Below are 25586 nucleotides of genomic sequence, written 5' to 3'. Positions count from 1 at the left end.
GGCAAGTTTACCGCAACACCCCGGCCTACTTGCAGATTTCGCCCTTCAGCGGTTGCGCAGGCTGTGGCGCTTTGCGCCATTGAGGCAGGCCGATCAGCACCACTGCGCCAATGATCACCGCCATCGCCACGCACTCTTCGGCACCGATTTGTTCGCCGGCGAAGACGATACCTAGCAGCACCGCCACCGCCGGGTTGACGTAGGCATAGCTGGTCGCGGCTGCGGGGCGCACATGCTTGAGCAGGTACATATAGGCACTGAACGCCAGGATCGAGCCGAAGAACACCAGGTAGGCCAGCGCGCCCCAACCGGCAGCGGTCGGCATCTGGGTCATGCGCTCGCCCGACACCACGCTGCCAAGCAGTAGCACTGCACCGCCCACCAGCATTTCGGCAGCACTGGCCATCGGCCCCTGGGGCAGCGGCAAGCTCTTGCTCCATACCGAACCGAATGCCCACGAAGCCGCCGCGAACAGGATCAGTGCCGCGCCAATCGGGCTTGCCTGCAAGTTGGAGCCGAGGTTGAGCAGCCCGATGCCGACCAGCCCAAGCCCGATCCCTGCCCACTCGAGCCGCGAGTTACGGTGGCCAAACAGCAGGCCGAACACCAGGGTGAACAGCGGCACCGTCGCCACCGCCAGTGCCGCCACGCCTGAGGCCACACCGGCGTGCTCAGCCACGGTCACGCCGCCGTTGCCACAACTGAGCAACAAAAAACCGATTGCCCCCGCCGCCCGCCACTGCGGCCAGGTCGGCGCCGGCACACCCCGCCAGCGCAGAAAGCCATACAGCAAGCCCCCAGCGATCAGAAAGCGTACCCCTGCCATGAGCATGGGTGGCCACGATTCGACGCCAATGCGAATAAACAGGTAAGTGGAACCCCAGACCAGATACAGGGCCATGAAGGCGCCAATGAGCAGGAGCGGGAAGCGACGGGAGGCAGGCATGGGAAAGTACTCGAAATCCGTTTACGGGTGACTTAGTTTAGAAAGGCCACTGCGTAAACTTAAGTTACAAAACAGCTTTAAATCACCCGAACACTTTGCAATGAACGGTTATTGTAGTGTTTTCCAAATGAATCGAAGCCGCACAGGAAAACCCCATGGACAAGTACGACCGCATGCTGCTCGCCGCCCTGCTCGAAAACGGCCGGGCCACGTTTGCGCAGTTGGCGCGTCAGGTGAATTTGTCGGCGCCTGCAGTGGCCGAACGGGTGGCAAAACTCGAAGCCAGCGGCGTCATCACCGGCTACGCGGCGAAGGTAGACCTGGAAAAGATCGGCCTGCCGATCCAGTGCGTAATCGAACTGCGCCTGGCCAGCCATGGCAATCAGCAGGCCTATGATGCGCTGGCACGCATCCCCGAACTGACCGAGTGCCATCGCGTCACCGGTGACCCCTGCGTGATCATGCAGGCGGCGGTGGGCTCGATGGGGGAGCTGGAGGCGCTGATCAACCGGGTTTCACAACTGGGCTTCAGCAAGACCTCGATCATTCTTTCCAGCGCAATCGAGCGACGGGTACCGCTCGATCATTTGCAGGGCCCGGGCAAAAAACAGCCATGAATGGCGGTCAATGCCGCAACAACAACCGCCCCTCGATCGGCACATAACGGCTGGCGGCGCGAATCAGTGACATCGCGGTAAGCCCAGGCACGCCATACACCACCGCTTCGGTGCCATGGCGCTGGATGACCCGCTCGAGCAACAGATCGAAGTCGCCATCACCGGAGGCCAGCACCACCTGGTCCACGCGGCTGGCCGCGTCGATCACATCAAGGGTGATGCCCACATCCCAGTCACCTTTGGCCGAGCCATCGCTGCGCTGGATGTACGGTTTCAGCCGCACCTCGAAACCGAGGTTGCGCAAAATCTGCTGAAACTGCTGTTGCTTGCTGTCACCGCGGTCGATGGCATAGGCCACGGCTTCGACGATCTGCCCTTCGCGGCTGATCTCGGCCCACAGCGCGGCGTAGTTGAAATGGCAACCGTGCGCCTGGCGCACGGTGTAGTAGAGGTTCTGCACGTCGGCGAACAACGCGATCTTTTTCACCTGGAACCTCTTCATCTGATGGAATTCGGGGCTGCCCTGCAGCCCCAAAATGCCAGCAGTATGCCAGACCCGTCAGACGTAGGAATCGTCGTCGGAGAAGAACCCGCCGTCATCGCTGCCATAATCGTTATCGGCGTAACTGCCCTGGTCGCTGCCCCAACCGCCGTTGTCGGCCACCTGCTGTTGCCCGCCTTGATCGTTCCAGCCGCCAGTATCGCTGGCCGGTGCTGGCTCGTCCTTGTTCACCTCTGCCACTTCCTCAGGTTGTGAGTTGTGGTTGAACAGGCTGCTTATACCCTGAGCAAGCAACACCCCGCCTGCCACACCGGCTGCGGTCTGCATCGCACCACCCAGGAAGCTGCTGGCACCACCGCGCGCTGGCGCTGCGCCGAAACCGGGCTGCTGTTGTTGCTGCGCTTGCTGCGGGTTGAAGCCCGGCGCGGACGGTTCGCGCCAGCCTCCGCCTGAAAAAGCGGGCGCCGAAGGCCGCTGCGGCTGCGTGGCCGGTGGCGCACTACGCCCACCGGAACCGAAGATGCTCGACAGGAAACCACCGCCGCTGTTGCTCGGGGTGCTGCTACCCGCACGGCTGGCCTCGACTTGCGCACGGGCTTGTTTGAGCTCCGCTTCCAGCTGCTTGTTCTGCTCGTCCAGGCGCTTGATAGCCGCTTCCTGAACCAGAATCGCCTGGGCCATGTAATACGGCGCTGCCGGCTGCTGACGCACATGCTCTTCGATGCACGCCTGGGCCAGGGCATCGCGGGGCTGGCTCGGGTCTTCAGCTTGCTTGATGCGGCCGAACAGGCTATCGATCAGGGTTTGTTCTTCAGTGTTCATGAAGCTACCTCGTGGGGACGCGGGACAACGGACAGCGTCAAAGATGGGGGGTGCAGGCGCTGGATTCAATCACTGCGGCGGTGAAACTTTTTTCAGCAAGTGACAGCTGCGAGCCTGCTTTGGGCTAAAGTTAGGCCCCTGCTTTTACTGCCATGCGATGTTGACCGATGAATCCGCTGAGCGTTCTGCGCGACTCCCTGTACTTCTTCCGCCGCCACCTGCCAAGCATCATCCCACTGTGCTTGCCGCTGGTGGTGCTCGAAGCCCTGCTGACCCAACTGCTCTATCGGCAGATGGGCGACCAGGCCTCACCCGCCTACGGCATGCTGGTGAGCCTGCTGTTCTACCCGCTCTACAGCGCGGCGCTGATCCTCTACCTGGACACCCGCAGCAATGGCCAGGACATTTCCAAGCGTGATCTGTTCGCCCGCGCCCTACAGTTATGGCCGCAGCTAGCCCTGCTGATCCTGATCAGTTCGCTGCTGATCATGGCGGGCCTGGCACTGTTCGTCTTCCCCGGGGTGTGGATCATGATCAACCTGGTGTTCGCCGAATACCTACTGGTGCTGCGCGGCCTGCCTGTCGTGCAGTCGATGCGCGAGAGCGCGCGGATGACCACCGGCAATTTCATGCGCATCATGATCTGCGTGCTTGGGGTACTGGCACCGATCTGGCTGATCGACGGGCTGTTGCTGATGACCTTCCCGCAGCCGGCTCCGGGCATGGAGCTGGCCATGGACAGCCTGAGCGGTTTTTTGCAGCTGTTCAGTACGGTGGTGCTGTACCGCCTGTTCATGCTGTTGGAGGCTGATTCCGGCGCATGACGCTCAAGGCACCCCAAACCGGGCCAAGTTCACCTACCTGACAACGAGCTCGGCCCCTGCATGAAGATCAACTTAAGCCGAATCAGGTACCCCGTGGTTTGGCCCGCGCCGTGGCTTCAGCCACCAGCGGGTCATCCGGCCAGTAGTGCTTGGGGTAGCGGCCCTTGAGGTCCTTCTTTACCTCGGCATAGGTCGTGCGCCAGAAGTTGGCCAGGTCCTGGGTTACCTGCACGGGCCGGCGAGCGGGTGATAGCAGATGCAACTTGACCTGCTGACGCCCCTGGGCGATGCGTGGCGTGTCTGCCAGGCCAAACAGCTCCTGCAGACGCACCGCAAGAATGGGTGGGTTTTCACTGTAGTCCAGGCGAATGTTCGAGCCCGACGGCACGGCCAGATGCGCGGGCGCCCACTCGTCCAGGCGCTGCGGCAATGGCCACGGCAGCAGGTTGCGCAGGATCGACGACAGGTCCAGGGCGGCAAAATGGCTCAAGCGCGAAACCTTGCCCAGGTACGGCTGCAGCCAGTCTTCCAGGTTGGCCAGCAGGGCCTCGTCGCCCAGGTCGGGCCACTCACTGTGCCCGTTCTGGTCCAGGTCCAGTTGACGCAGCAACGCTACCCGCGCCTGCCACTGACGCAGTTCCGGCGTCCAGGTCAGCAGATTGAGGCCTTTACGCCGCACCAGGCCGATCAAGGCCCTGGCGCGGGCTTCGTCATCCAGGCCAGGCAACGGCTCGCGGCTGAGCACCAGCTCGCCGACCTTGGTCTGGCGTTCGGCGCGCAACACCTGTGCGCGGTCGTCCCAGTCGAGGATATCGACCCGTTCGACCTGCTCGGCCAGCACATCGTCCAGCAGCGCTGGGTCGAACTCGGCAGCCAGGTAGATACGTTCTTCCCGCTGGCCCTGGCGGCTCCCCAGGTCGGCAACCACCAGCCAGGGGCACTTCATCAAGGCATCAACTTCAGCGAACAAAGCCGCGCGGCCATTGGCCAGGCGATATTCAGCGCTGCCCTCGCGCCGCTGCTGGGCGACCCGGTCTGGGTAGGCCAGCGCCAGCAATGCGCCCAACCAGCGCGAGTGTTCGGGGTCGGCGACCCCTGCGCCCGCCCTGCCGCGTAGCAACCCGCGGTATTGCCGGGCCAACTGCCGCGCACGCTGCACGCCGCCCTGCCCGCCTCGGGACGCCTTGCTTTCACCGCTGATCAACGCCAGCCGGCTGTGCAGGTCGGCACCACCCCCGCGCTGGATATCACGCTCCCCCAGCAAGGCGGCGACATCACAGGCCATGGCGGCCAGCCCAAGATCCTGGCCACGCAGCAGCAAGTGGGCAATGCGCGGATGGGCCGGCAGTTCGGCCATGGCCTGGCCGTGTTCGCTGAGGTTGTCGCGGCTGCCGGCCTTGAACGCACTGAGCCGTGCCAGCAGGTCCTGGGCCTGGGAGAACGCCGCCGCTGGCGGCTGGTCCAGCCAGCGCAGCTGATCGGGCGTGACGCCCCAGCGGGCCAACTGCAAGGCCAGGCCTGCGAGGTCGGCCTGGAGTATTTCTGCGCTGCCGTGCGCGGCCAACTGGTCATGCTGTGCTTCGGACCATAGCCGGTAGCACACCCCTGGTTCCAGGCGGCCCGCCCGGCCGGCACGCTGGGTAGCGCTGGCACGGGAGATACGCTGGGTGTCGAGCCGGGTCATGCCACTGCCGGGGTCGAAACGCGGCACCCGCGCAAGGCCTGCGTCAACCACCACGCGCACGCCGTCGATGGTCAGGCTGGTTTCGGCGATGTTGGTGGCCAGCACCACTTTGCGCAGACCTGTTGGCGCCGGGTCGATCGCTGCGCGCTGGGCATTGAGGTCGAGTTCGCCATGCAATGGGCACAGCAAGATGTCGGAACGCTCGCCCAGCATGTCCTGAAGGCTCTGGTGAACCCGGCGGATTTCGGCCTGCCCGGGCAGGAATACCAGCACGCTACCGGGCTGTTCCGCCAACGCCTGGAGGACGCAATCGACGACCCGTGGCTCGATGAACTCGCCCGGCTGGGACGGCCGCCCCCAGTGGATGTCTACCGGGTACATGCGGCCTTCGCTGCTGACGACCGGTGCATCGTCGAGCAGCCGCGACAGGCGCTCGCCCTCCAGCGTCGCGGACATCAGCAGAATTTTCAGCGGCTCGTCACGCAGCAGCTCGCGCCCATTGAGGCTCAACGCCAAAGCGAGGTCAGCATCCAGGCTGCGCTCGTGGAACTCGTCGAAAATCAGCAGCCCCACGCCCTCCAGCGCAGGGTCCGCCTGCAGACGGCGGGTGAGGATACCCTCGGTGACCACCTCGATACGGGTCTTCGGCCCGACCTTGCTGTCCAGGCGGATGCGGTAGCCCACGGTTTCGCCGACCTTCTCGCCCAGCTCGCTGGCCAGCCTTTCGGCCGCCGCGCGGGCGGCCAGGCGCCGTGGTTCGAGCATCACGATGGTCTGCCCGGCCAGCCACGGCGCGCTCAGCAACGCCAGGGGCACGCGGGTGGTCTTGCCGGCGCCGGGGGGCGCTTCGAGCACAGCTTCGTCGCGGTTTTCCAGGGCCTGGCGCAAAGCGGGCAGAACGGTATCGATCGGTAATGAAATCATGGTGGTCCTCGAACAGTCGGGCGAGTATAACGGCGAACCCAGCCTGCTCTATCATGGTCTTAGCTTCAGGTGCTGGCGCTTCGCTTGCCCTGCTGAATACCTTTCGGAGATTTACATGCGTATCCCATCCCGCGTCATTGGCGGCGCCCTTATCGTCACCTTGCTGACCCAGCTGACGGCCTGCGGCACGCTGTTCTACCCAGACCGCCGCGGCCAGATCGACGGTAAGATCGACCCCGTGGTCGCCGCCATGGATGCCATTGGCATCTTGTTCTACGTGATCCCCGGGCTGATCGCCTTCGGCATCGACTTCGCCACCGGCGCCATCTACTACCCGGGTGGCCGCACAGCCCAGGTGGCCCCGGAAAAACTGCGCGAAGCGGTAAGCCCCGACGGCAAGATCGACAACCGCAAGTTGCAGGCCATCCTCGAAAGCGAGCTGGGCCAGCGCCTGCCGCTGAACGACCCGCGCCTGATCCAGCACCGTGGCAGCGTCGAGCAGTTGGCGGCCTACCAACTGGTACCGGCTGCCTGACCCGCACAAGGACATCACCCACAGCATGATCACCCCGGCTGAACACCAGCGCCTCTTGCGTCTGGCCACCCGCGCGTCACTGGCGGTGGCCAGCATCCTGGTCGTGAGCAAGGCGCTGGCCTGGTGGCTGAGCGGCTCGGTCAGCCTGCTGGCCGGGCTGACCGATTCGGCACTGGACGCCGTCGCCTCGTTTCTCAATCTGCTCGCCGTGCATTACGCCCTGCGCCCGGCCGATGACGACCACCGCTTCGGCCACGGCAAGGCCGAGGCCCTGGCTGGCATGGCCCAGGCGCTGTTCATCGGGGTCAGTGCGGTGTTGATCGGGGTGCAGGCGGTCGAACGCCTGCATACGCCACAACCGTTGGGCGATACCACGGTCGGCATCGCAGTGATGCTGCTTTCGCTGGTGCTGACCATTGCCCTGCTGGCGTTGCAACACAAGGTCATTCGCCTGACCGGCTCCACGGCGGTGCGGGCCGACTCACTGCACTACCGCTCAGACCTGCTGCTCAATGGCAGCATTCTGCTCGCCCTGCTGCTGACACAGTTTGGCTGGTCGCAACTGGATGCCTTGTTCGGCCTGGGCATTGCTGTCTACATCCTCTGGAGCGCTTTCCAGATCGCGCAAGAAAGTACCGCCATCCTGATGGACAAGGAGCTGCCCGGCGAGGTTGGCGAGGCGATGTCCGCCCTGGTGCTGGCCATCCCCGGCGTGAAGGGGGTGCATGACCTGCGTACACGGGTATCGGGCAACCAGTGGTTCGTGCAGTTGCATCTGGAACTGCCAGGGGAACTGGCGCTGCATGATGCCCATGGGTTGTGCGAGGCGGCATCAAGGGTGATCCGCCAGCGTTATCCACAGGCGGATGTGATGGTGCACGCGGACCCGGTGTAGGTGCGCGTCAGCTTCAGTTGATGCTGTATCCACGCCCGCTGAAACAGGCCCCCAGCGCCCGCCGATAGCTATCCGCAACATTGATCGGTGGTGCGTAGGCAGCCGTCGCCGGGTCGAACCCAGACTGGCTCACCGCCCAGCGATGGCACTGGTAGCGGTCCTGGTCCTGCTGTTCTTGCCCCTGGCCATACATCGGATAGGCCACCACGTCGTAACTGCCACTGACCGGTGCCACTGGCACAGGCGCGGGTGCAGCCATCGGTGGGTTGACCACCACGTACTCACGGCTGTCCGCCAGGTACTGGTAATAGGTATCGGCAACCAGGAAGAACAACGCCCCACCCAACCACACCTCACGGGCATACGAGGGCAGGTACTCAACCCTTGCGCCATAGGGTGGTGCCACGACGATGTAACGGCCACCATGCGGTCGATACCAGTAGCCACTCGAGTAGAAGTAGTCCTGCCCACGGTAAGGCACCTTCCAGTAGCGATCAGGGAAGCCGTCGATGGTCTGCCCTGGACGATACTGCGGCCCCGGCCCCCAGCCATTGCCATGACCGTCCGGGCGCCCCTGCCAGTGGCGGTTATCGCCATTGCGCCGAGGGATATCCTGGTAATAGCCTTCACGTGGCGGCTGCGTCTGGCGCACTTCATCGCGCGAGTTGAGCGGGGAACGGCCTGGGGTGGCGCCATTCGGGTCGCCGCCATGCCCTCCGTGCCCCTCATCCGGGCCTTGAGCCACAGCCCCCAGGCTGATGCTCAACGTAACCAAACCAACACCTGCCAACTGCCAGATGCGCGACTTCATGGTGCCCCTCTCGATCAAAAATGACTGCAGCCGCTGCCAGTCTACCGCGCCGGCCACACACCCAACTTAAAATCGCGGACATGAAAAAAGGGAGGCCGTTGGGCCTCCCTTTGGGAATTGTCGTCCGTGCTCGGCACTTGTGGCGCCGGCTCACCTCACGCCGTCTTCTGGACGGTGTGTAGCCCGGGGGCCTGGCGGATCCTGTTGGATGGCTGGGCCGCGACCGCCCGCCTAGGGCGCGTCGCCGTGGACTGATGTCCGGGCAGTGATTCTGTGGATAAAGATACCGAACCGGCGGCGACAGAGGATTGCGAAGATTGCTGAGATAAATAGCACTTGCGCAATTTTTCATCGTAGATTGATAATTCACCGCAATCGGAACAGAAAAGGCATATTCCATGAGCAAACTTGACCGCTACGACCTGAGCATTCTTGCCGAACTGCAGCGCGATGCGCGCATTTCCAACCAGGAGCTGGCCGAACGCATCGGCTTGTCGCCTTCGCCGTGCTCGCGTCGGGTCAAGCAACTGGAGGACGACGGCTACATCTCGCGTCAGGTTGCCCTGCTCGATCGCAAGAAGCTGGGGCTGAGCCTGACCGCCTATGTACTGATCGGCATGGACCGCCACACCCCGGAGCGCTTCGAGACCTTCGAGGCCGCCATCCGCAACCTACCGCAGGTGCTCGAATGCAGCCTGGTCACCGGTATGGACGCCGACTACCAGCTCAAGGTAGTGGTGCCAGACATGGACCACTACCAGAAACTGCTACTCGGCAGCCTGACCCGTATCGAAGGCGTCACCAGCGTGCGTTCGAGCTTCGTGCTGAACCAGGTACTGGCCAGTACCGAGCTGCCATTGACCCACCTGCGTTGAATACTTGGGCGCCCGGCGTATGATCGAGCGCTCAGCCTGCCTGGAGAACACTGATGGATCCCGCCGTATTCGAAGAATGGATGATGATCATCCTCGTCACCGTGTTGATCGGTTTCATGGGCTTTATCGTCTGGGACCTGGCGAAGAAGTCCAAGGCCGGGCGGTTTGGCACCATGATCCTGTTCTTCGTGCTGGGGCTTGGGGTATTGGCCTTTATCATCAAGAGCGTGGTGGTGGCGTTTCTGGAAGGGGTGTAACTGCCAGGCACGGGCAAGCCCACTCTCCTAGAACAAAACTTAACTCATTGATTTAGCAGCGACTCTGTGGGAGCGGGCTTGGCCCGCCACCACCGGCGAAGCCGGTGCCATGCGCCGCGTGGCCTCATTCGCGGGGCAAGCCCGCTCCCACAATGACCAGTGTTCTCTGCAGGGATTTGGGCAAGTTGCTAGGTTTTCCAGCTATCTGCGCAGCTTGGCCGGGACTTCGCGCCAACAGCCCTGCTCCAGCCCCTCCAGCGTCCAGTCACCAATCCGCACCCGCACCAGGCGCAAAGTAGGCAACCCTACCGCCGCCGTCATCCGTCGCACCTGTCGGTTACGCCCTTCGCGGATCACCAGCTCCAGCCAGCTGGTCGGCACGCTCTTGCGAAAGCGCACCGGCGGGTTGCGCGGCCACAGCTCGGGGTCTTCCAGGCGGCGAGCTTCAGCCGGCAAGGTCGGCCCATCGTTCAGCTCTACGCCCTCGCGCAGGCGTTGCAGCTGCTCGTCGCTCGGCTCACCTTCCACTTGTACCCAGTAAGTTTTGGCCAGCTTGTGCTTGGGGTCGGCGATGCGCGCCTGCAGGCCGCCATCGTTGGTCAGCAACAGCAGGCCTTCGCTGTCACGGTCCAGCCGCCCCGCCGGATAAACACCCGGAATGTCGATGAAGTCCTTGAGGGTCGCGCGCCCCTCGCCATCGCTGAACTGGGTCAGCACGTCGAACGGCTTGTTGAACAGGATCAGGCGCGGCTCGGCCGGCGGCGCCTTGGGCTGGCGACGCGGGTCGGCAGGCCGCGCCTGGGGGCGGCGCGGCTTGGAACGGGGTGGCAGGGGCATGGATCCTCAGCGGAACGGCGGCTCATCGAAGCTGCGCAGTTTACGCGAGTGCAACGAATTGAGCTCGGTACGTAGCAGGTCGAGTGCGGCAATGCCGATCTTCAAGTGCTGGCTGACCGCCCGGTTGTAGAACGCGTTGGCCGAACCCGGCAGCTTGATCTCGCTGTGCAGCGGCTTGTCGGAGACACACAGCAAGGTGCCATACGGAACCCGCAGCCGGTAGCCCTGGGCGGCAATGGTGCCACTCTCCATGTCCACCGCCACCGCACGTGACAGGTTGATCAATGGCCGCTCCTGGGCCCAGCGCAGTTCCCAGTTACGGTCGTCGTAGGTCAGCACGGTGCCCGTGCGCAGGCGCTTTTTCAGCTCTTCGCCACGCTCGCCGGTCACTTGTGCCGCAGCTTCCTGGAGGGCCATCTGCACCTCGGCCAAGGCCGGGATGGGAATGTTCGGCGGCACCACACGATCGAGAATACCGTCACGCCGCATGTAGGCATGCGCCAGCACGTAGTCACCGATAGTCTGCGACTGACGCAGGCCGCCACAGTGGCCGATCATCAGCCAGCAGTGCGGGCGCAGCACGGCCAGGTGGTCGGTGATGTTCTTGGCATTGGAAGGGCCGACGCCGATGTTGACCAAGGTTACGCCGTCACCGTCGGCGGCGATCAGGTGGTAGGCCGGCATCTGATAACGGTGCCATACCACACTGGCCACCAGGGCCTGGGTTTCGCCATGGTCCATGCCTTTTTCGATCAACACGTTGCCCGGCAGCACCATGCGTACGAAGCGCGGGTCGTCACGCAGTTGCTCAAGGCCATGGCTGATGAACTGGTCAACATAGCGGTGGTAGTTGGTCAGCAGGATCCAAGGCTGCACATGCCGCCAGTCGCTACCGGTGTAGTGCACCAGGCGGCGCAGCGAGAAGTCCACACGCGCCGCATCGAACAACGCCAGCGGCAGGGTTTCGGTGCTGTCCCAGTCGTACAGGCCATCGGCGATATTGTCGGTGGCTGCCGACAGGTCGGTGCTGGGGAACACCCGCGCCAGTTGCGCAGCGGTGATGCCACTGCCGGCCAGTTCGTCGCCCTGATCGACCACGTAGGGGTACGGAATGTTCTGCTCGCTGACACCCACTTCCACCGTCACGGTGTAGTCGTGCATCAGGGGGCGCAGTTGCTCCAGCAGGTAGCCACGGAAGGCGGCGGGCTGGGTGACGGTGACGCTGTAGGTGCCGGCTACCTGGACCTTGGCGTAGGCACGTGTGGTGGCCGCGACCTCACCCTGGCTGTAGTAGGTCAGGCGCAGCGCGGGATAACGGAACAGCCCCCGCGCTTCGGCGTCCGGTTCGGTTCGGTCTTTCAGGTATTGCTTGAGGGCCTGGCTGAGGGCACCGGTGGCCTGAGCATGCAGGGCCGCCAGACGGTCGACGGCCTGTTCTGGGGTATCAACGACTACAAAAGCGTGGCTCACACTGTGCTTCCTGTCTGGACATGCATGTGGACCATCTTGCCTGCCTTCGAGGGTAATTACATCCCCATTGATCAGCGTTGCCAGACCGGCGTGGCCCTTGCCACCAGTGCCTGCACATCCACACCCCGTGGCAACGCCCCATAGGCCCGACCACCACCGGCCAGGCGGCTGCCGATGAACGCATCGCTGACTACCGTATTACCCGCCTCCAGCAGCAGCTTGGCCTGCAGCGCCAGAGCAATATCCTCGGTCAACTGACGGGCGCGATACTGGATGTCCGCCGTATCGGCAAACGCCCCCTTGAGGTTGCCAATGTGCGCGGCCAATCGAGGGTCGCCATGGCCATCACCCAGTTCGGCAAACAAGGCATCGAGCACCCCAGGCTCCTTGGACAAGGCCCGCAGCACATCCAGGCACTGCACATTGCCTGAGCCTTCCCAGGTCGAGTTGACCGGCGCCTCGCGGTACAACCGTGGCAGGATGCTGTCTTCGACATACCCGGCCCCGCCCAGGCATTCGGCGGCCTCGTTGATCATGGCCGGGGCGCGTTTGCAGATCCAGTACTTGCCCACCGCCGTGACCAGCCGGGCAAAGTGTGCCTGCTGTGGATCATCGAGCTGCTCCAGGGCCTGCCCCATGCGCAGGCTCAGGGCCAACGCGGCCTCGCTTTCCAGCGCCAGGTCGGCGAGCACGTTCTGCATCAACGGCTGCTCGTTCAGCACCCGGCCGCCGACCTTGCGGTACGCGCAGTGGTGGGCGGCCTGGGTCAGGGCCTGGCGCATCAGGGCACTGGAGCCGACCATGCAGTCGAAACGGGTCATGGCCACCATTTCGATAATGGTCGGTACACCACGCCCTTCATCGCCCACCATCCACGCCAGAGCGCCACGGAACTCCACTTCGCTGGACGCATTGGAGCTGTTGCCCAACTTGTTCTTCAACCGCTGGATATAGAACTGGTTGCGGTTGTCATCCGGGCGGTGGCGGGGCAACAGAAAGCAGCTCAGGCCTTTTTCGGTCTGGGCCAGTGTCAGAAAGGCATCGCACATGGGCGCCGAGCAAAACCACTTGTGCCCGACCAGTTCATAGGCCTGGCCTGGCCCAGGTGCCCCCACCGGGTAGGCCCGTGTGGTATTGGCACGCACGTCGGTGCCACCCTGCTTCTCGGTCATGGCCATGCCGAGGGTGACCCCAGCCTTGTGCCGGTCGCCGATATTGCGCGGGTCGTATTCACGCGCCAGCACCTTCGGCAGCCAGTATTCAGCCAGCTCCGGCTGCAACCTGAGCGCCGGCACCGCGGCAAAGGTCATGGTCAGCGGGCAGCCCGTGCCGGCTTCGGCCTGGCTGTGCAGGTAGGTCATCGACGCGCGCGCCACATGCGCACCGGGGCGGGGTTCGGCCCACGGCAACGAGGGCAGGCCATGTTCGACTGCGGTGCGCATCAGTTCGTGATAGGCCGGGTGAAACTCGACCAGGTCGATACGATGGCCATAGCGGTCGTGGCTGCTGAATTCCGGTTTGTGCGCGTTAGCCAAAAAGCCCGCAGCCATCAGCGGCCCGCCGGCCAAGGCACCGTAAGCATCGATCCGCGATTCGGCCCAGCCAGCGCCAAAGCGCCGCGACCACTCCTGCAATGGCAGATCAAGGCGGTACAGGTTGGCGCCGTCGAGGGACGGAGGCTGGTTGGTGACTTCGTGGGTTTCAGCGTACTGGTGCAGGTTCATTGAGAGCTCCTGGATCCGGGCAGGCCTGAAAGTCCCAGTGAAGCATTCCCTGTGGGTCAGTCAAAGTGACATTAATGACTAAATATGAGGCGGGGAGCGCATGGTATAGGGGGGTATCAGGGCTGACAGGGGGACGCCAGGCGCTGAATGTGTTGTGGCAAACACCTGTCAGCCCTTACCAAAGGCTATGCCTTCAAAGCGAACGCCGCGTCTGCAGGATACTCGGGCTCATCTGCACCTGCGAAATCTCCACGTTCAAACTCAACTCGAACCGGCTACCCAACCCCCGCGTCGACTCATGCGACAACCGAGCCCCCAGCAACTCCCCCATCTGCCGGCAAATCGACAAGCCGATGCCCAGCCCACCATAACGCCGGGTCATCGAGCCATCGACCTGGTAGAAGCGCTGATACAGGGTCGCCTGGTCGAGGTCATCGAAGCCGATGCCACTGTCACTGACCGTAAAGGTGAGTGCCAGGTTGTCCGGCCCCTGACGACGACCGCGCACCTGCAGCATGACCCCGCCTTGATCGGTGAACTTCAGGCCGTTGTCCAGCAGGCACCCCAGGCAGCGGGTGAGCTTTTGCGCATCACCCAGCAGCGCGTCGGGCAGATCGGCAGGTATGTCCAGGCTCAGGTACAACCCTTTGCCCAGCGCCTGGCCGGCATGCGCGGCACGCAAGCCCTGCAGCATGCTGCGCAGGCTGAAAGGCGCAGGTTGCGCACGCAGACGACCGCCCTGCAGTTCGGAGAGGGTGAGGATGTCGTCGACCATGTCCATCATGCCCTGGGACGAACCGACCGCCGTACGATGGTACTGGGCCATTTCGGCATCCATGGGCAGCGTGCGCATCAGCTCCAGCGAACCGATCACACCATTCATCGGGGTGCGCAGCTCATGGGTGACCGTGGCCAGGAACTCATCCTTCAAGCGGTTGCTCCTGGCCAGCTGCAGGTTCAACTGCTCCAGTGTTCGCCCGGTTTCACGCAGGGTCTGCGCCTGCTGCTCGCGCAGGCTGTTGATACGGTCGGCCAGCGCCAGCGACAGCAGCGCCACCTCCAGCGCCGAGCCCAACTGGCTGGCATACATGGTGATGAACACGTTCGGCAGGTAACCCAGCACCATCAAGGTGTTGACCAACCCGCCCAGCAAAAACGCCGACCAGGCGATAATGAACCAGCGCGCCACCCGCAAACCGCGCGACCAGGCATACACGCCAGCGGCAAAGATGCTGACGGTGAACAGCAACGCCAGCACCGTGGCCATGCGCAGGGCGATGCCATAAGGCATGCTCACGGCCAGTACCATCACCAGCCCGCCCCCCAGCATCAACAGCTGCAACAACCGGTCGAAGCCACGGCTGATTTTGCCCAGTTGCAGGAAATGCCGGGCAAACTGGCAGCCGAACAAACCGGCAGCGCCAATGAACAGCGGCGTCGAGGCATTCGCCCACCAGGGGCTGTCCGGCCAGAAGTAGGCGACCCCCGCACCGTTCACCGAAACCTGATACAGGCCGAACGAGGCGATGTAGAGGATGTAGTAGAGGTAGCTGACATCCCGCACGCTGAGGTAGATGAACAGGTTGTACACCAGCATCACCAGCAACACGCCGTAGATCATGCCCAGTACGTACAGGCGCGTGGGCTGGTCCTCCATGTAGGCCTCGGCCGACCATAACGCCAGCGGTGCCTGCACCGAGCCCTGGCTGTGCAAACGCAGGTAGACGGTGGTCGCCTGGCCTGGGGGCAGCGGCAACTCGAACAGGTAGTTGTTCTGCCGGATCTGCCGGGTGGCGTAAGGCAAAGCGTCGCCCGTGCGCTGGGCCAGCCGGTAGGTACCGGCGCTGTCGGGCAGGTACAACTCGAGGTGGTCCAGGGGTGGGTAGGCCAGTTCCAGCAGCCATTGGCGGGGGGTGGCAGTGGCCGACGGCAGGTAACGCAGGTCAATCTTCAGCCAGAACACCGAGGTGGAATAACCGGCGTTCAGCACGTCTTCATGGTGGGGGCGGAAGGATTTGACGAACCCGGGGGCACTGACCTGGGCGATGCTGGCACTGCCATCGAGGTCTTCGTAAACCTGCATGGCCTTGCCCAATGGAAGATGCCGGGTAGCGTCGTCGAAATCGACCGCTCCGGCCAGCACGGGCAACAAGCCCAGAAGCACAATCAGCAAATAGCGCATACAGCCCCAGCATGGCCTGTCCGGTCGCGTCGCGGTTGCCTCCCATCCGTTTGAGACGACGTAATCCGGCAGAACCCGTTTGTCGAGTTATCCGAGCACTCTAGCATAGCTTCCCCACCTGGCAATCGGCCACCTTGAATCATGGTCTAATGGCTCTAAATCAGTACTTTCAGAAGTTTCACACGCAACAATCTGACCAGTTGATCAACAAAACACGTTTGTAGGACGATCCCCACAATTGGGTTTGGTGGTAAGCTCGCCGCCCATGAATACCTACAGCTCCCGCCCCGTTGTCCTCTGTCTCTCCGGCCACGACCCCAGTGGCGGCGCCGGCTTGCAGGCAGATATCGAAGCCCTGATCGCCCAAGGCTGTCACGCCGCACCTGCGGTGACTGCCCTGACCGTCCAGGATACCGTCAACGTTTCCGACTTCCGCGTGCTCGACCGCGAGTGGGTGCTGGCCCAGGCCAACGCCGTGCTGGCCGACTCCACGGTCGCCGCCGTCAAGCTTGGCATGCTCGGCTCCCTCGACATGGTCGACACCGTCGCCGAACTGCTGGCCGCCCACCCGCACCTGCCGCTGGTCTGCGACCCGGTGCTGCGAGCCGGTGGCGGTGGCCGCCTGGGCAAGGACGAGGTCGGCTATGCCGTGCGCGAACGCCTGCTGCCGCTGGCGACCATTGCCACGCCGAACCTGCCGGAAGCGCGCATTCTCGCCGAGCTGCCGGACGGCACGGCGGACGAGTGTGCCGAGAAACTGTTGCCGTTCTGTAGACACCTGTTGATTACCGGTGGTCACGGCGACGAAGACGAAATCCACAACCGCCTGTACAGCCGCGATGGCCAGCGCCATACCTGGACCTGCCAGCGCCTGCCAGGCAGCTATCACGGTTCGGGCTGCACCCTGGCCAGCGCCCTGGCGGGCCGACTGGCCTTGGGCGAAGCGCTGCAAAGTGCCGTGCGCAGTGCGCTCGAATACACCTGGCGCACCCTGCGTGACGCCGAGCAACTGGGCAAGGGACAGTTCGTCCCGCGCCGCCTGCCCCTGGACTTCTGTTCCTGATACGAGGCCTTCAGATGAAGCTACGCGGTCTGTATGCAATCACCGACAGCCAGCTGCTCGCCGGCCGTTTCCTGTCCCATGTCGAGGCGGCCCTGGATGGCGGCGTGTGCCTGCTGCAGTACCGCGACAAAAGTGACGACGCGGCCCAGCGCCTGCGCGAAGCCGAGGCACTGATGCGGCTCTGCGAGCGTTACGATACTCAGCTGATCATCAACGATGACGCCGAACTGGCCGCGCGCCTGGGCGTCGGCGTGCACCTGGGCCAAACCGACGGCCCACTCACCCCGGCCCGCGCCCTGCTCGGCCGCAACGCGATCATCGGCTCGACCTGCCACGCCCAGCTCGACCTGGCCCGCCAGGCCGCCAGCGAAGGCGCCAGCTACGTGGCCTTCGGCCGCTTTTTCAACTCCGTGACCAAACCGGGCGCACCGGCTGCCAGCCTCGACCTGCTGGAGCAGGCCCGCGCCCAGGTCAAACTGCCGATCGCCGTGATCGGCGGCGTCACCCTCGACAACGCTGCCCCGTTGGTTGCCCATGGCGCCGACCTGCTGGCAGTGATCCACGGCCTGTTTGGTACCGATAGCGCGCAGGAAGTCACCCGCCGCGCCCGTGCCTTCAACGCCCTGTTCGTTTCCTGATTCGAGAGAACTTTCCATGTCCCGTTCCGAAGCCCTGTTCGCCGCAGCCCAGAAGCACATCCCGGGTGGCGTCAACTCGCCGGTCCGCGCTTTCAAGAGCGTCGGCGGCACGCCGCTGTTCTTCAAGCATGCCGAAGGCGCCTACGTCGTTGACGAGGACGACAAGCGTTACGTCGATTATGTCGGTTCCTGGGGCCCGATGATTCTCGGCCACGGCCATCCAGAGGTGCTGGACTCGGTACGCAAGCAACTCGAACACGGCCTTTCCTATGGCGCCCCGACCGCCATGGAAACCGAGATGGCTGACCTGGTCTGCTCGATCGTGCCATCCATGGAGATGGTGCGCATGGTCAGCTCCGGCACCGAAGCCACCATGAGCGCCATCCGCCTGGCCCGTGGCTACACCGGCCGCGACGCCATCATCAAGTTCGAAGGCTGCTACCACGGTCACTCCGACAGCCTGCTGGTGAAAGCCGGCTCCGGCCTGCTGACCCAAGGTGTGCCAAGCTCGGCGGGCGTGCCGGCGGACTTCGCCAAACACACCCTGACCCTGCCGTTCAACGACATTGCCGCCGTCGAAAAAACCCTGGCCGACGTCGGCCAGACCGTGGCCTGTATCATTGTCGAGCCAGTAGCCGGCAACATGAACTGTGTACCGCCAGCGCCAGGCTTCCTCGAAGGCCTGCGCGAGCAGTGCGACAAGCATGGCGTGGTGTTGATCTTCGACGAAGTAATGACCGGTTTCCGCGTCTCGCTCGGCGGCGCCCAAGGCCACTACGGCATCACCCCTGACCTGTCGACCTTCGGCAAGATCGTCGGCGGCGGCATGCCGGTCGGCTGTTTTGGCGGCAAGCGCGAAATCATGGGCTGCATCGCCCCGCTCGGCCCGGTCTACCAGGCCGGCACCCTGTCGGGTAACCCGCTGGCCATGGCCGCTGGCCTGACCACCCTGAAGCTGATCAGCCGCCCAGGGTTCCACGCCGAACTGACCGACTTCACCAGCCGCATGCTCGACGGCCTGCAACAACGCGCCGATGCTGCTGGCGTGCCGTTCGTCACCACGCAGGCAGGTGCCATGTTCGGCCTGTACTTCAGCGGTGCCGACGACATCGTCACCTTCGACGACGTGATGGCCAGCGATGCCGATCGCTTCAAGCGCTTCTTCCACCTGATGCTGGACGGCGGCGTGTACCTGGCGCCAAGCGCATTCGAGGCGGGCTTCACCTCCATTGCCCACGGCGACAAGGAGCTGCAGATCACCTTGGATGCGGCTGAGAAGGCCTTTGCAGCCCTGAAGTAATGCCGAGTCTGTACCGGCCTCTTCGCGGGTAAACCCGCTCCCACAGGTGCCGCACCGGCCTTGAAAATGGTGCGGTCCCTGTGGGAGCGGGTTTACCCCGCGAAAGGGCCGTTACAGGAGATAAATAACCCCTCACAATCAGCTGACTTCCCCAACCAGACATAAATTCGAGTAAAACTTTGTAAGGTTGGCGCTGCTTATCCCATAATGTGCCACCAGAGACATTGGCCGCAGCTTTGCAGAGGTAAGTCGATCCCCATGAACCGCACCGGCCGCGCCCTGACCCTGGGCTGCCTGTTGCTTCTTCAGCCCCTGCTGGCCCTGGCGGAGGGTGGTAACTCGTTGCTGATTCCAGCGACGGGCCGCTGCACCCTGAATGTTCAGCCAGAAGACCTCGCCAATGCCCTCAAGGCCTGTGAGCAGACGGCGACGACGGGGGATGCCCAGGCGCAATTCGAACTGGGCGAGTACTACTACACCCAGACACCGAAAGACCTGAACAAGGCCCTGAACTGGTTCCAGAAGGCCTCGCTGCAAGGCCATGCCGAGGCCCAATACCGCCTTGGCGCCATGTTCTTCCGCGGCGAAGGGGTCAAGGCCAACAATGTGCAGGCCTACATTCTGCTGAAAATGGCTGCAGTCAACGGCGCCGAGGATGCGCTGGACATGGCTGACGAAGTCACCGAGCAAATGCCCCGCGACGAACTGGAGCACGCGACCCAGGTGCTTGGCCAGATCTTCCGCAAATACCTGCTCGAACTGCAAAACGCCGAAGGCCGTACGCCGTTCTCGCCACTCCCCTGAAACGCCCTACTTCTCCGGCATCGGCATGGGGAACGGCATCACATTGCCGCCGCCCTTGGCCTCGCTGATCTTCGCCGTACCCAGGCGCTCGACCTCGTCGATACGCACGATCGAGTGCATGGGCACGAAACTGCGGATCACACCCTCGAACTGGCTCTTGAGCTTTTCTTCACTGGGGTCGACCACCACCTGGGTGCGCTCGCCGAAGACGAACTCCTCGATTTCCAGAAAGCCCCACAGGTCGCTCTGATAGATCTGCTTGGCATACATCTCGAAGACCTGCCCCTGATTGAGGAAGATCACTTTATAGATGGCGGGTTCGCGTTTGCTCATGGTTGGCGGGATAACACATGCGTAAGAAAAGGCGGGCATCATACCCGTACCGGCCCCTTCGCGGGCAAGCCCGCTCCCACAGGTATGCACCCACCTGCAAAACGGTGCAGTACCTGTGGGAGCGTGCTTGCCCGCGAAGGGGCCAGAACAGGCACTACATACCTTGTGCCAACCCTTGATCGTTTCAGTGCTTTCGCCACTGCGATTCAAGGGTTATTCTTGAGCTCACATCCATTGCCGTCGGGCGGCTAAAAACGACCTTGAACGCACCCATAGAACCCCATCGTTTCATCCTCGAACCTTTCGAGGCCCACCGTTTCGCCAACTTGTGCGGGCAGTTCGACGAGCACCTGCGCCTGATCGAACAACGCCTGGCCATCGAGATCCGCAACCGTGGCAATCAGTTCGAACTGATCGGCGAACCCAAGACCACTTCCGCTGCCGAACAACTGCTGCGCCGCCTCTACCGCGAGGCCAAGGCCACTGACCTGTCGCCGGAAACGGTCCACCTGTACCTGCAGGAGTCGACCGTCGAGAACATCGACAACCCGGCGGTCAACGAGGTCAGCGTCTCGTTGCGCACGCGCAAGGGCAACATTCGCCCGCGCGGCGTCAACCAGCAGCGTTACGTCAAGGAAATCCTGGCCAACGACATCAACTTCGGTGTTGGCCCGGCCGGTACCGGCAAGACCTATCTCGCTGTGGCCTGCGCCGTCGATGCCCTGGAACGCGAGCAAGTGCGCCGCATCCTGCTGGTGCGTCCGGCGGTCGAAGCGGGCGAGAAGCTCGGCTTCCTGCCTGGCGACCTGGCGCAGAAGATCGACCCCTACCTGCGCCCGCTGTATGACGCCCTCTACGAAATGCTCGGTTTTGAACACGTGGCCAAGCTCATCGAGCGCCAGGTGATCGAGATCGCCCCGCTGGCCTACATGCGTGGCCGCACCCTGAACAACAGCTTCATCATCCTCGACGAAAGCCAGAACACCACGCTGGAACAGATGAAGATGTTCCTCACCCGCATCGGCTTCGGCTCGACGGCGGTGATCACCGGTGACATCACCCAGGTCGACCTGCCGCGTGGCACGAAGTCGGGCTTGGCGCATGTGATCGAGGTGCTCAAAGACGTTCCGGGTATCAGTTTTACCCATTTCCAACCCAAAGATGTGGTTCGTCACCCACTGGTGCAACGCATCGTCGAGGCCTACGACCGCTTCGAAGGCCGTCAGGCCAAGCCAGAGGCGCCCGGCAAAGATGCTTGAACTCGACCTACAACGGGCCACGGACGCCGCCGCCCCTGACGATGCCGCCTTCCGCCGCTGGTGCGAGCTGGCCTTGCGCCAGCGCAGCGCCGACTCGGAGATGACCATTCGCCTGGTCGATGAAGCCGAAGGCCGCGAGCTGAACCACACCTACCGGCACAAGGACTACGCGACCAACGTGCTGTCGTTCCCGGCCGACGTGCCTGATGACCTGCTCGATATCCCGTTGCTGGGCGACCTGGTGATCTGCGTGGCGGTGGTCGAGCGCGAGGCTGCCGAACAGGGCAAAACCCTGGAGGCGCACTGGGCGCACCTGGTCATCCACGGCTGCCTGCACCTGCTCGGCTACGATCACATCGACGATGAGGAAGCCGAGGAAATGGAAGCCCTGGAACGGGAATTGCTGGCAGAACTGGGTCATCCTGACCCGTATGCCGACGATGAAAACGAAACAATCACACACTGACACTGCAAGGATCACGAGAACCGCCATGAGCGAAGATCGATCGAGCAACGGGCAAAAGTCCTGGCTGGGCAAACTGACCCAGGCTTTTGCCCATGAGCCGAAAAACCGCCAGGAGCTCCTTGAGCTGCTGCGCGAAGCCCATCAGAACAAACTGCTCGACAGCGAAGCGCTGACCATTGTCGAAGGCGCCATTCAGGTCGCCGACCTGCAGGTGCGCGACATCATGGTGCCGCGCTCTCAGATGAACAGCATCAAGGCAGGCCAGTCGCCTCGCGAGTTTCTGCCGGCGGTGATCGACGCCGCGCACTCGCGCTATCCGGTGATCGGCGAAAGCCACGACGATGTGCTGGGCATCCTGCTCGCCAAGGACCTGCTGCCGCTGATCCTCAAGGAAAACGGCGACAGCTTCAACATCAAGGACCTGCTGCGCCCGGCCACCTTCGTGCCGGAGTCCAAGCGCCTGAACGTGCTGTTGCGCGAGTTCCGCGCCAACCATAACCACATGGCCATCGTCATCGACGAATACGGCGGCGTGGCGGGCCTGGTGACCATCGAGGACGTGCTGGAACAGATCGTCGGCGACATCGAGGACGAACATGACGTCGAGGAAGACAGCTACATCAAGCCGCTGCCCAGCGGCGACTTCCTGGTCAAGGCGCTGACCCCGATCGAGAACTTCAACGAGTTCTTCGACAGCACCTTCTCCGATGACGAATTCGACACGGTTGGCGGCCTGGTGATGAGCGCGTTCGGGCACCTGCCCAAGCGCAACGAAACCACCGAGATCGGGGCCTACAAGTTCCGCATTCTCAATGCCGACAGCCGGCGGATACACCTGCTGCGCCTGACACCGATCACCCGCTAAGGACAATCATGCGTTGGATCACCCGCCCCGGCTGGCCCGGTAACCTGCTGGCCATGGCGGCCGGCGCTTCCACCCTCCTGGCCCTGGCGCCGTTCGACATCTGGCCGCTGGCCCTGCTGTCGATCGCCCTGCTCTACCTTGGCCTGCGCGAGCTCAGCCCGCGCCAGGCCATGGGCCGCGGCTGGTGTTTCGGCTTTGGCCTGTACGGCGCCGGCACCTGGTGGATCTACGTCAGCATGAACACCTACGGCGGCGCCTCGCCGCTGCTGGCGATCCTGCTGCTCTTGGCGTTCTTCGCCGCCCTTGCCTGGTTCTTCGCCTTGCCCGCGTGGCTTTGGGCGCGCTGGCTGCGGCGCAACGAGGCACCGCTGGCCGATGCCTTGTGCTTCGCGGCCCTGTGGCTGCTGCAAGAGGCCTTCCGCGGCTGGTTCCTCACCGGCTTCCCTTGGCTCTACGCGGGCTACAGCCAGCTCGACGGCCCCCTGGCCGGCTTGGCCCCCTTGGGTGGCGTGTGGTTGATCTCCTTCACCCTGGCGCTCAGCGCCGCCTTGCTGTGCAACCTGCACCGCCTGCGTGCCCGGCCCTCGTTCCTGGCCGTCGCCGGCGTGCTGTTGCTGGCGCCCTGGGTACTGGGCATGGCACTCAAGGACCACGCCTGGACCACGCCTGCAGGCGATCCGCTCAAGGTGGCCGCCATTCAGGGTAATGTGGCGCAGGACCTGAAATGGGACCCAGCCCACATCGACGCACAGCTGGCGCTGTACCGTGACATGAGCTTCACCTCCAAGCCGGTAGACCTGCTGATCTGGCCCGAAACCGCGGTGCCGGTGCTAAAGGACCAGGCCCAGGGCTACATCGACGTGATGGGCCGCTTTGCCGCCGAGCGCCATTCGGCGCTGATCACTGGTGTGCCGGTACGTGAGGTGGTGCATCACCAGCGCCGCTACTACAACGGCATCACCGTGACCGGCGAAGGTGACGGCACCTACCTCAAGCAGAAACTGGTGCCCTTCGGCGAGTACGTGCCCTTGCAGGACATGCTGCGTGGCGTGATCGAGTTCTTCAACCTGCCCATGTCGGACTTCGCCCGAGGCCCCGAAGACCAGCCGTTGCTGCAGGCCAAGGGTTACCAGATCGCACCGTACATCTGCTATGAAGTGGTCTACCCGGAGTTCGCGGCGAGCCTGGCGGCGCGCAGCGACCTGCTGCTGACCATCAGCAACGACACCTGGTTCGGCAGGTCGATCGGCCCGCTGCAGCACCTGCAGATGGCCCAGATGCGCGCACTGGAAGCCGGCCGCTGGATGATCCGCGCCACCAACAACGGCGTGACCGCGCTGATCGACCCGTTCGGGCGCATTACCACGCAAATTCCGCAGTTCCAGCAGGCGGTGCTGTATGGCGAGGTGGTACCGATGCAGCAACTGACGCCTTATCTTCAGTGGCGCTCTTGGCCGCTGGCGATTGTCTGCGTGCTGCTGCTGGGCTGGGCGTTGCTGGCGGGGCGCATCGCCAAGACTGTCTGATGCAGCCTGCACTGGCCTCTTCGCGGGGCACGCCCGCTCCCACAGGCACTCTTGCTCTTAGGGCAGAGTTGTAATTGTGGGAGCGGGCTTGCCCACGAAGAGGCCGGCACAGGCAACCCAGCTTCAATAGAACACCCGATACCCCACCAACCCCACCATTTCATTCAGCAACTGCCCGCTCTGCCACATCGCCCGGCTCTCCGGCAGCAAACCGGCAAACGGCCGGGCATGATCGCGGCCCAGGAAACCCATCGGCGCCGGCACCACCTCGAACCCCGCCTGTTCAAAGCTGAAGCGCGAACGTTGCATATGCCAGGCCTGGGTTACCACCACCACGCGGCGAATACCCAGTGGCTGCAGAATGTCTGCCGTGAACCGGGCGTTCTCCCAGGTAGTGCGGCTGGCCTCCTCTTTCCATTTCACCTGGACACCAAAGTCCTCACGCAAGCGATCGGCCATCAAACGCGCCTCGCTGGGCGGCGTACCGTAGTGCAAGCCACCGCTGGTCAGCACCGGCAAACCCGAAGCCTTGGCCAGCCGTGCGGCAAAGCGCATGCGTTCAAGGGCCGTTGCGGTGGGCTGATCATCGCCCCCCCAGGCCGGGTCGCCGCGCTCACGCCCCGCCCCCAGCACCACAATCGCATCCGCCCGGCTCGCCAGGGCGGCCCAGTCGCTCACGGCCAGCGGCGGCTCGCTTTCCAGCACACGGGCGGTTTCCTGCACCACCAGCGGCAGGCTCATCAGCCACAAACCGCCAAGCCCCACCGCAAAACACAGCCCAGCCAGCCGCGGGCGTCGCTTGCGCAGCCACCACGCCGCCAACAGCAACACGAACAGGACGCCAGGCGGCATCAGCCATTGCTTGATGAAGTATCGGATTGGCATCGGCTACACCTCCATGGAAGGCGTGCAGCCTAAGAGGATCGACGCCGGGCAACAAGTGTGCCGCCGGCGACGATCGTGAGAAGTGTATTGAAGAACCGGCGCGCGATGGCCTGCGCCTGGCGTCCTGAACGGCTAACGATGTGGCAGCGTCCTGGATCTCGCCGTGCTGGCGGGGCGTTTCTTGTCCTTGAGCCAGATGATCTTGGCCGATGTCGGCTCCGCTTGCGGGTAACTGCCGGCACAGGCATTTTGGCGCTCCGGAAGGGTTTCCAGGTAAGCCTTGATCACTTCGAACTCTGCGTGGCTAAGGCCGCGCAACTCCAGCTCGGCTGGCATCTCGTCGCGCAATCGTACCGACGTCCTGGCAACTTCCAATGCCAGGCCAAGGCGGTCGATCAGGCGTTCGTAAAGCTCCGGTTTGATTACGGGTAGCTGCGTCTCTCCCATCCGTTCACCTCATTGAAGATAAGAATATCTCCCCCCACACCTGAGCTTAGCGTCACTCTTAAAAGCAGCCGTTTGCCGCGACCAGCGGGCATTCG

The 25586-nt window shown here is 63.5% G+C and carries 26 protein-coding genes; 14 read left to right on the top strand and 12 right to left on the bottom strand.

Features of this window, described 5'->3' with window-relative positions:
- Window positions 1–25: 25 nt before the first annotated feature.
- On the bottom strand, window positions 26–946 hold the full coding sequence (gene yedA, locus OGV19_RS27090) for a drug/metabolite exporter YedA (protein ID WP_186652640.1): 921 nt from the start codon (window positions 944–946) through the stop codon (window positions 26–28).
- A gap of 155 nt (window positions 947–1101) precedes the next feature.
- Here yedA and OGV19_RS27085 point away from each other — a divergent pair, with 155 nt between their 5' ends.
- Entirely contained in the window at window positions 1102–1563 is a 462-nt protein-coding gene (locus tag OGV19_RS27085) for an Lrp/AsnC family transcriptional regulator (protein WP_264311466.1), read from the top strand.
- 7 nt (window positions 1564–1570) lie between these two features.
- On the opposite strand, the gene OGV19_RS27080 is transcribed toward OGV19_RS27085, so the two are convergent.
- Together OGV19_RS27080 and OGV19_RS27075 are read right to left on the bottom strand one after the other, a co-directional pair.
- Window positions 1571–2065 carry a LabA-like NYN domain-containing protein gene (locus OGV19_RS27080; RefSeq protein WP_264311465.1) on the bottom strand — a complete coding sequence of 165 codons (495 nt, stop codon included), beginning with the start codon at window positions 2063–2065 and terminating at the stop codon, window positions 1571–1573.
- Window positions 2066–2122: 57 nt separating this feature from the next.
- A complete protein-coding gene (locus tag OGV19_RS27075; protein ID WP_264311464.1) occupies window positions 2123–2887 on the bottom strand; it encodes a DUF2076 domain-containing protein in 765 nt (254 codons plus the stop codon).
- Window positions 2888–3054: 167 nt separating this feature from the next.
- Between OGV19_RS27075 and OGV19_RS27070 the strand changes: the two genes are divergently transcribed.
- Window positions 3055–3711, top strand: a complete 657-nt coding sequence (locus OGV19_RS27070) for a YciC family protein (RefSeq protein WP_264311463.1) — start codon at window positions 3055–3057, stop codon at window positions 3709–3711.
- 82 nt (window positions 3712–3793) lie between these two features.
- Here the strand turns inward: OGV19_RS27070 and hrpB are convergent, their stop codons facing one another.
- The gene (gene hrpB / locus OGV19_RS27065) at window positions 3794–6319 is read right to left on the bottom strand and encodes an ATP-dependent helicase HrpB (RefSeq protein ID WP_264311462.1); all 2526 of its coding nucleotides are present in this window, start codon (window positions 6317–6319) and stop codon (window positions 3794–3796) included.
- A 115-nt stretch (window positions 6320–6434) separates the two neighbouring features.
- Between hrpB and OGV19_RS27060 the strand changes: the two genes are divergently transcribed.
- Window positions 6435–6854: a periplasmic Zn2+ metallochaperone PmcY gene (locus OGV19_RS27060; protein WP_264311461.1), complete on the top strand. Its 420-nt coding sequence runs from the start codon at window positions 6435–6437 to the stop codon at window positions 6852–6854.
- 25 nt (window positions 6855–6879) lie between these two features.
- A complete protein-coding gene (locus OGV19_RS27055; protein WP_264314015.1) occupies window positions 6880–7749 on the top strand; it encodes a cation diffusion facilitator family transporter in 870 nt (289 codons plus the stop codon).
- Between the two features lie 13 nt (window positions 7750–7762).
- On the opposite strand, the gene OGV19_RS27050 is transcribed toward OGV19_RS27055, so the two are convergent.
- Window positions 7763–8560, bottom strand: a complete 798-nt coding sequence (locus tag OGV19_RS27050) for a DUF6515 family protein (protein ID WP_264311460.1) — start codon at window positions 8558–8560, stop codon at window positions 7763–7765.
- A gap of 398 nt (window positions 8561–8958) precedes the next feature.
- Between OGV19_RS27050 and OGV19_RS27045 the strand changes: the two genes are divergently transcribed.
- Entirely contained in the window at window positions 8959–9435 is a 477-nt protein-coding gene (locus tag OGV19_RS27045; protein WP_003249795.1) for an Lrp/AsnC family transcriptional regulator, read from the top strand.
- 53 nt (window positions 9436–9488) lie between these two features.
- Window positions 9489–9692, top strand: coding sequence for a DUF2788 domain-containing protein (locus OGV19_RS27040; protein WP_033701689.1), 204 nt, complete (start codon window positions 9489–9491; stop codon window positions 9690–9692).
- 201 nt (window positions 9693–9893) lie between these two features.
- Here the strand turns inward: OGV19_RS27040 and OGV19_RS27035 are convergent, their stop codons facing one another.
- The 4 genes from OGV19_RS27035 to OGV19_RS27020 form a co-directional block, all read right to left on the bottom strand.
- Complete coding sequence (locus OGV19_RS27035) at window positions 9894–10529, bottom strand: pseudouridine synthase (protein ID WP_264311459.1); 636 nt, start codon at window positions 10527–10529, stop codon at window positions 9894–9896.
- Between the two features lie 6 nt (window positions 10530–10535).
- Window positions 10536–11999 carry an AMP nucleosidase gene (gene amn, locus OGV19_RS27030; RefSeq protein ID WP_264311458.1) on the bottom strand — a complete coding sequence of 488 codons (1464 nt, stop codon included), beginning with the start codon at window positions 11997–11999 and terminating at the stop codon, window positions 10536–10538.
- Window positions 12000–12070: 71 nt separating this feature from the next.
- Window positions 12071–13723 carry an acyl-CoA dehydrogenase family protein gene (locus tag OGV19_RS27025; protein ID WP_264311457.1) on the bottom strand — a complete coding sequence of 551 codons (1653 nt, stop codon included), beginning with the start codon at window positions 13721–13723 and terminating at the stop codon, window positions 12071–12073.
- 193 nt (window positions 13724–13916) lie between these two features.
- Window positions 13917–15905, bottom strand: a complete 1989-nt coding sequence (locus OGV19_RS27020; protein WP_264311456.1) for a sensor histidine kinase — start codon at window positions 15903–15905, stop codon at window positions 13917–13919.
- A 265-nt stretch (window positions 15906–16170) separates the two neighbouring features.
- Between OGV19_RS27020 and OGV19_RS27015 the strand changes: the two genes are divergently transcribed.
- The 4 genes from OGV19_RS27015 to OGV19_RS27000 all read left to right on the top strand — a co-directional run bounded on the left by OGV19_RS27015 (window position 16171) and on the right by OGV19_RS27000 (window position 19710).
- The gene (locus OGV19_RS27015; protein ID WP_264311455.1) at window positions 16171–16968 is read left to right on the top strand and encodes a hydroxymethylpyrimidine/phosphomethylpyrimidine kinase; all 798 of its coding nucleotides are present in this window, start codon (window positions 16171–16173) and stop codon (window positions 16966–16968) included.
- Window positions 16969–16982: 14 nt separating this feature from the next.
- Window positions 16983–17606, top strand: a complete 624-nt coding sequence (gene thiE, locus OGV19_RS27010) for a thiamine phosphate synthase (protein WP_264311454.1) — start codon at window positions 16983–16985, stop codon at window positions 17604–17606.
- Window positions 17607–17622: 16 nt separating this feature from the next.
- Window positions 17623–18906 (top strand): glutamate-1-semialdehyde 2,1-aminomutase, encoded by a 1284-nt coding sequence (gene hemL / locus OGV19_RS27005; RefSeq protein ID WP_264311453.1) that lies wholly within the window; start codon window positions 17623–17625, stop codon window positions 18904–18906.
- Between the two features lie 258 nt (window positions 18907–19164).
- Window positions 19165–19710, top strand: coding sequence for a tetratricopeptide repeat protein (locus tag OGV19_RS27000; protein ID WP_264311452.1), 546 nt, complete (start codon window positions 19165–19167; stop codon window positions 19708–19710).
- Window positions 19711–19716: 6 nt separating this feature from the next.
- On the opposite strand, the gene OGV19_RS26995 is transcribed toward OGV19_RS27000, so the two are convergent.
- Window positions 19717–20043: a DUF1820 family protein gene (locus OGV19_RS26995; RefSeq protein WP_027592627.1), complete on the bottom strand. Its 327-nt coding sequence runs from the start codon at window positions 20041–20043 to the stop codon at window positions 19717–19719.
- A gap of 260 nt (window positions 20044–20303) precedes the next feature.
- Between OGV19_RS26995 and OGV19_RS26990 the strand changes: the two genes are divergently transcribed.
- From OGV19_RS26990 to lnt, 4 genes are read left to right on the top strand one after another with little or no spacing between them, the layout of a single operon-like run.
- The gene (locus OGV19_RS26990) at window positions 20304–21302 is read left to right on the top strand and encodes a PhoH family protein (RefSeq protein WP_264311451.1); all 999 of its coding nucleotides are present in this window, start codon (window positions 20304–20306) and stop codon (window positions 21300–21302) included.
- Complete coding sequence (gene ybeY / locus OGV19_RS26985; protein WP_264311450.1) at window positions 21295–21768, top strand: rRNA maturation RNase YbeY; 474 nt, start codon at window positions 21295–21297, stop codon at window positions 21766–21768. Before OGV19_RS26990 ends, ybeY begins: the two co-directional genes overlap by 8 nt.
- Window positions 21769–21793: 25 nt before the next feature.
- Window positions 21794–22633: a CorC family transporter gene (locus OGV19_RS26980; protein WP_264311449.1), complete on the top strand. Its 840-nt coding sequence runs from the start codon at window positions 21794–21796 to the stop codon at window positions 22631–22633.
- A gap of 8 nt (window positions 22634–22641) precedes the next feature.
- Window positions 22642–24159 (top strand): apolipoprotein N-acyltransferase, encoded by a 1518-nt coding sequence (lnt, locus tag OGV19_RS26975; RefSeq protein WP_264311448.1) that lies wholly within the window; start codon window positions 22642–22644, stop codon window positions 24157–24159.
- Between the two features lie 123 nt (window positions 24160–24282).
- On the opposite strand, the gene OGV19_RS26970 is transcribed toward lnt, so the two are convergent.
- A complete protein-coding gene (locus tag OGV19_RS26970) occupies window positions 24283–25044 on the bottom strand; it encodes a YdcF family protein (RefSeq protein WP_264311447.1) in 762 nt (253 codons plus the stop codon).
- Window positions 25045–25176: 132 nt separating this feature from the next.
- Window positions 25177–25491, bottom strand: coding sequence for a hypothetical protein (locus OGV19_RS26965; RefSeq protein WP_264311446.1), 315 nt, complete (start codon window positions 25489–25491; stop codon window positions 25177–25179).
- Between the last annotated feature and the right edge of the window lie 95 nt (window positions 25492–25586).

The organism is Pseudomonas putida, from assembly GCF_025905425.1.
Lineage (GTDB): Bacteria > Pseudomonadota > Gammaproteobacteria > Pseudomonadales > Pseudomonadaceae > Aquipseudomonas > Aquipseudomonas putida_AF.
Note: the sequence above shows the minus strand (reverse complement) of the source record. Positions and strands in the feature narration are given on the sequence as shown.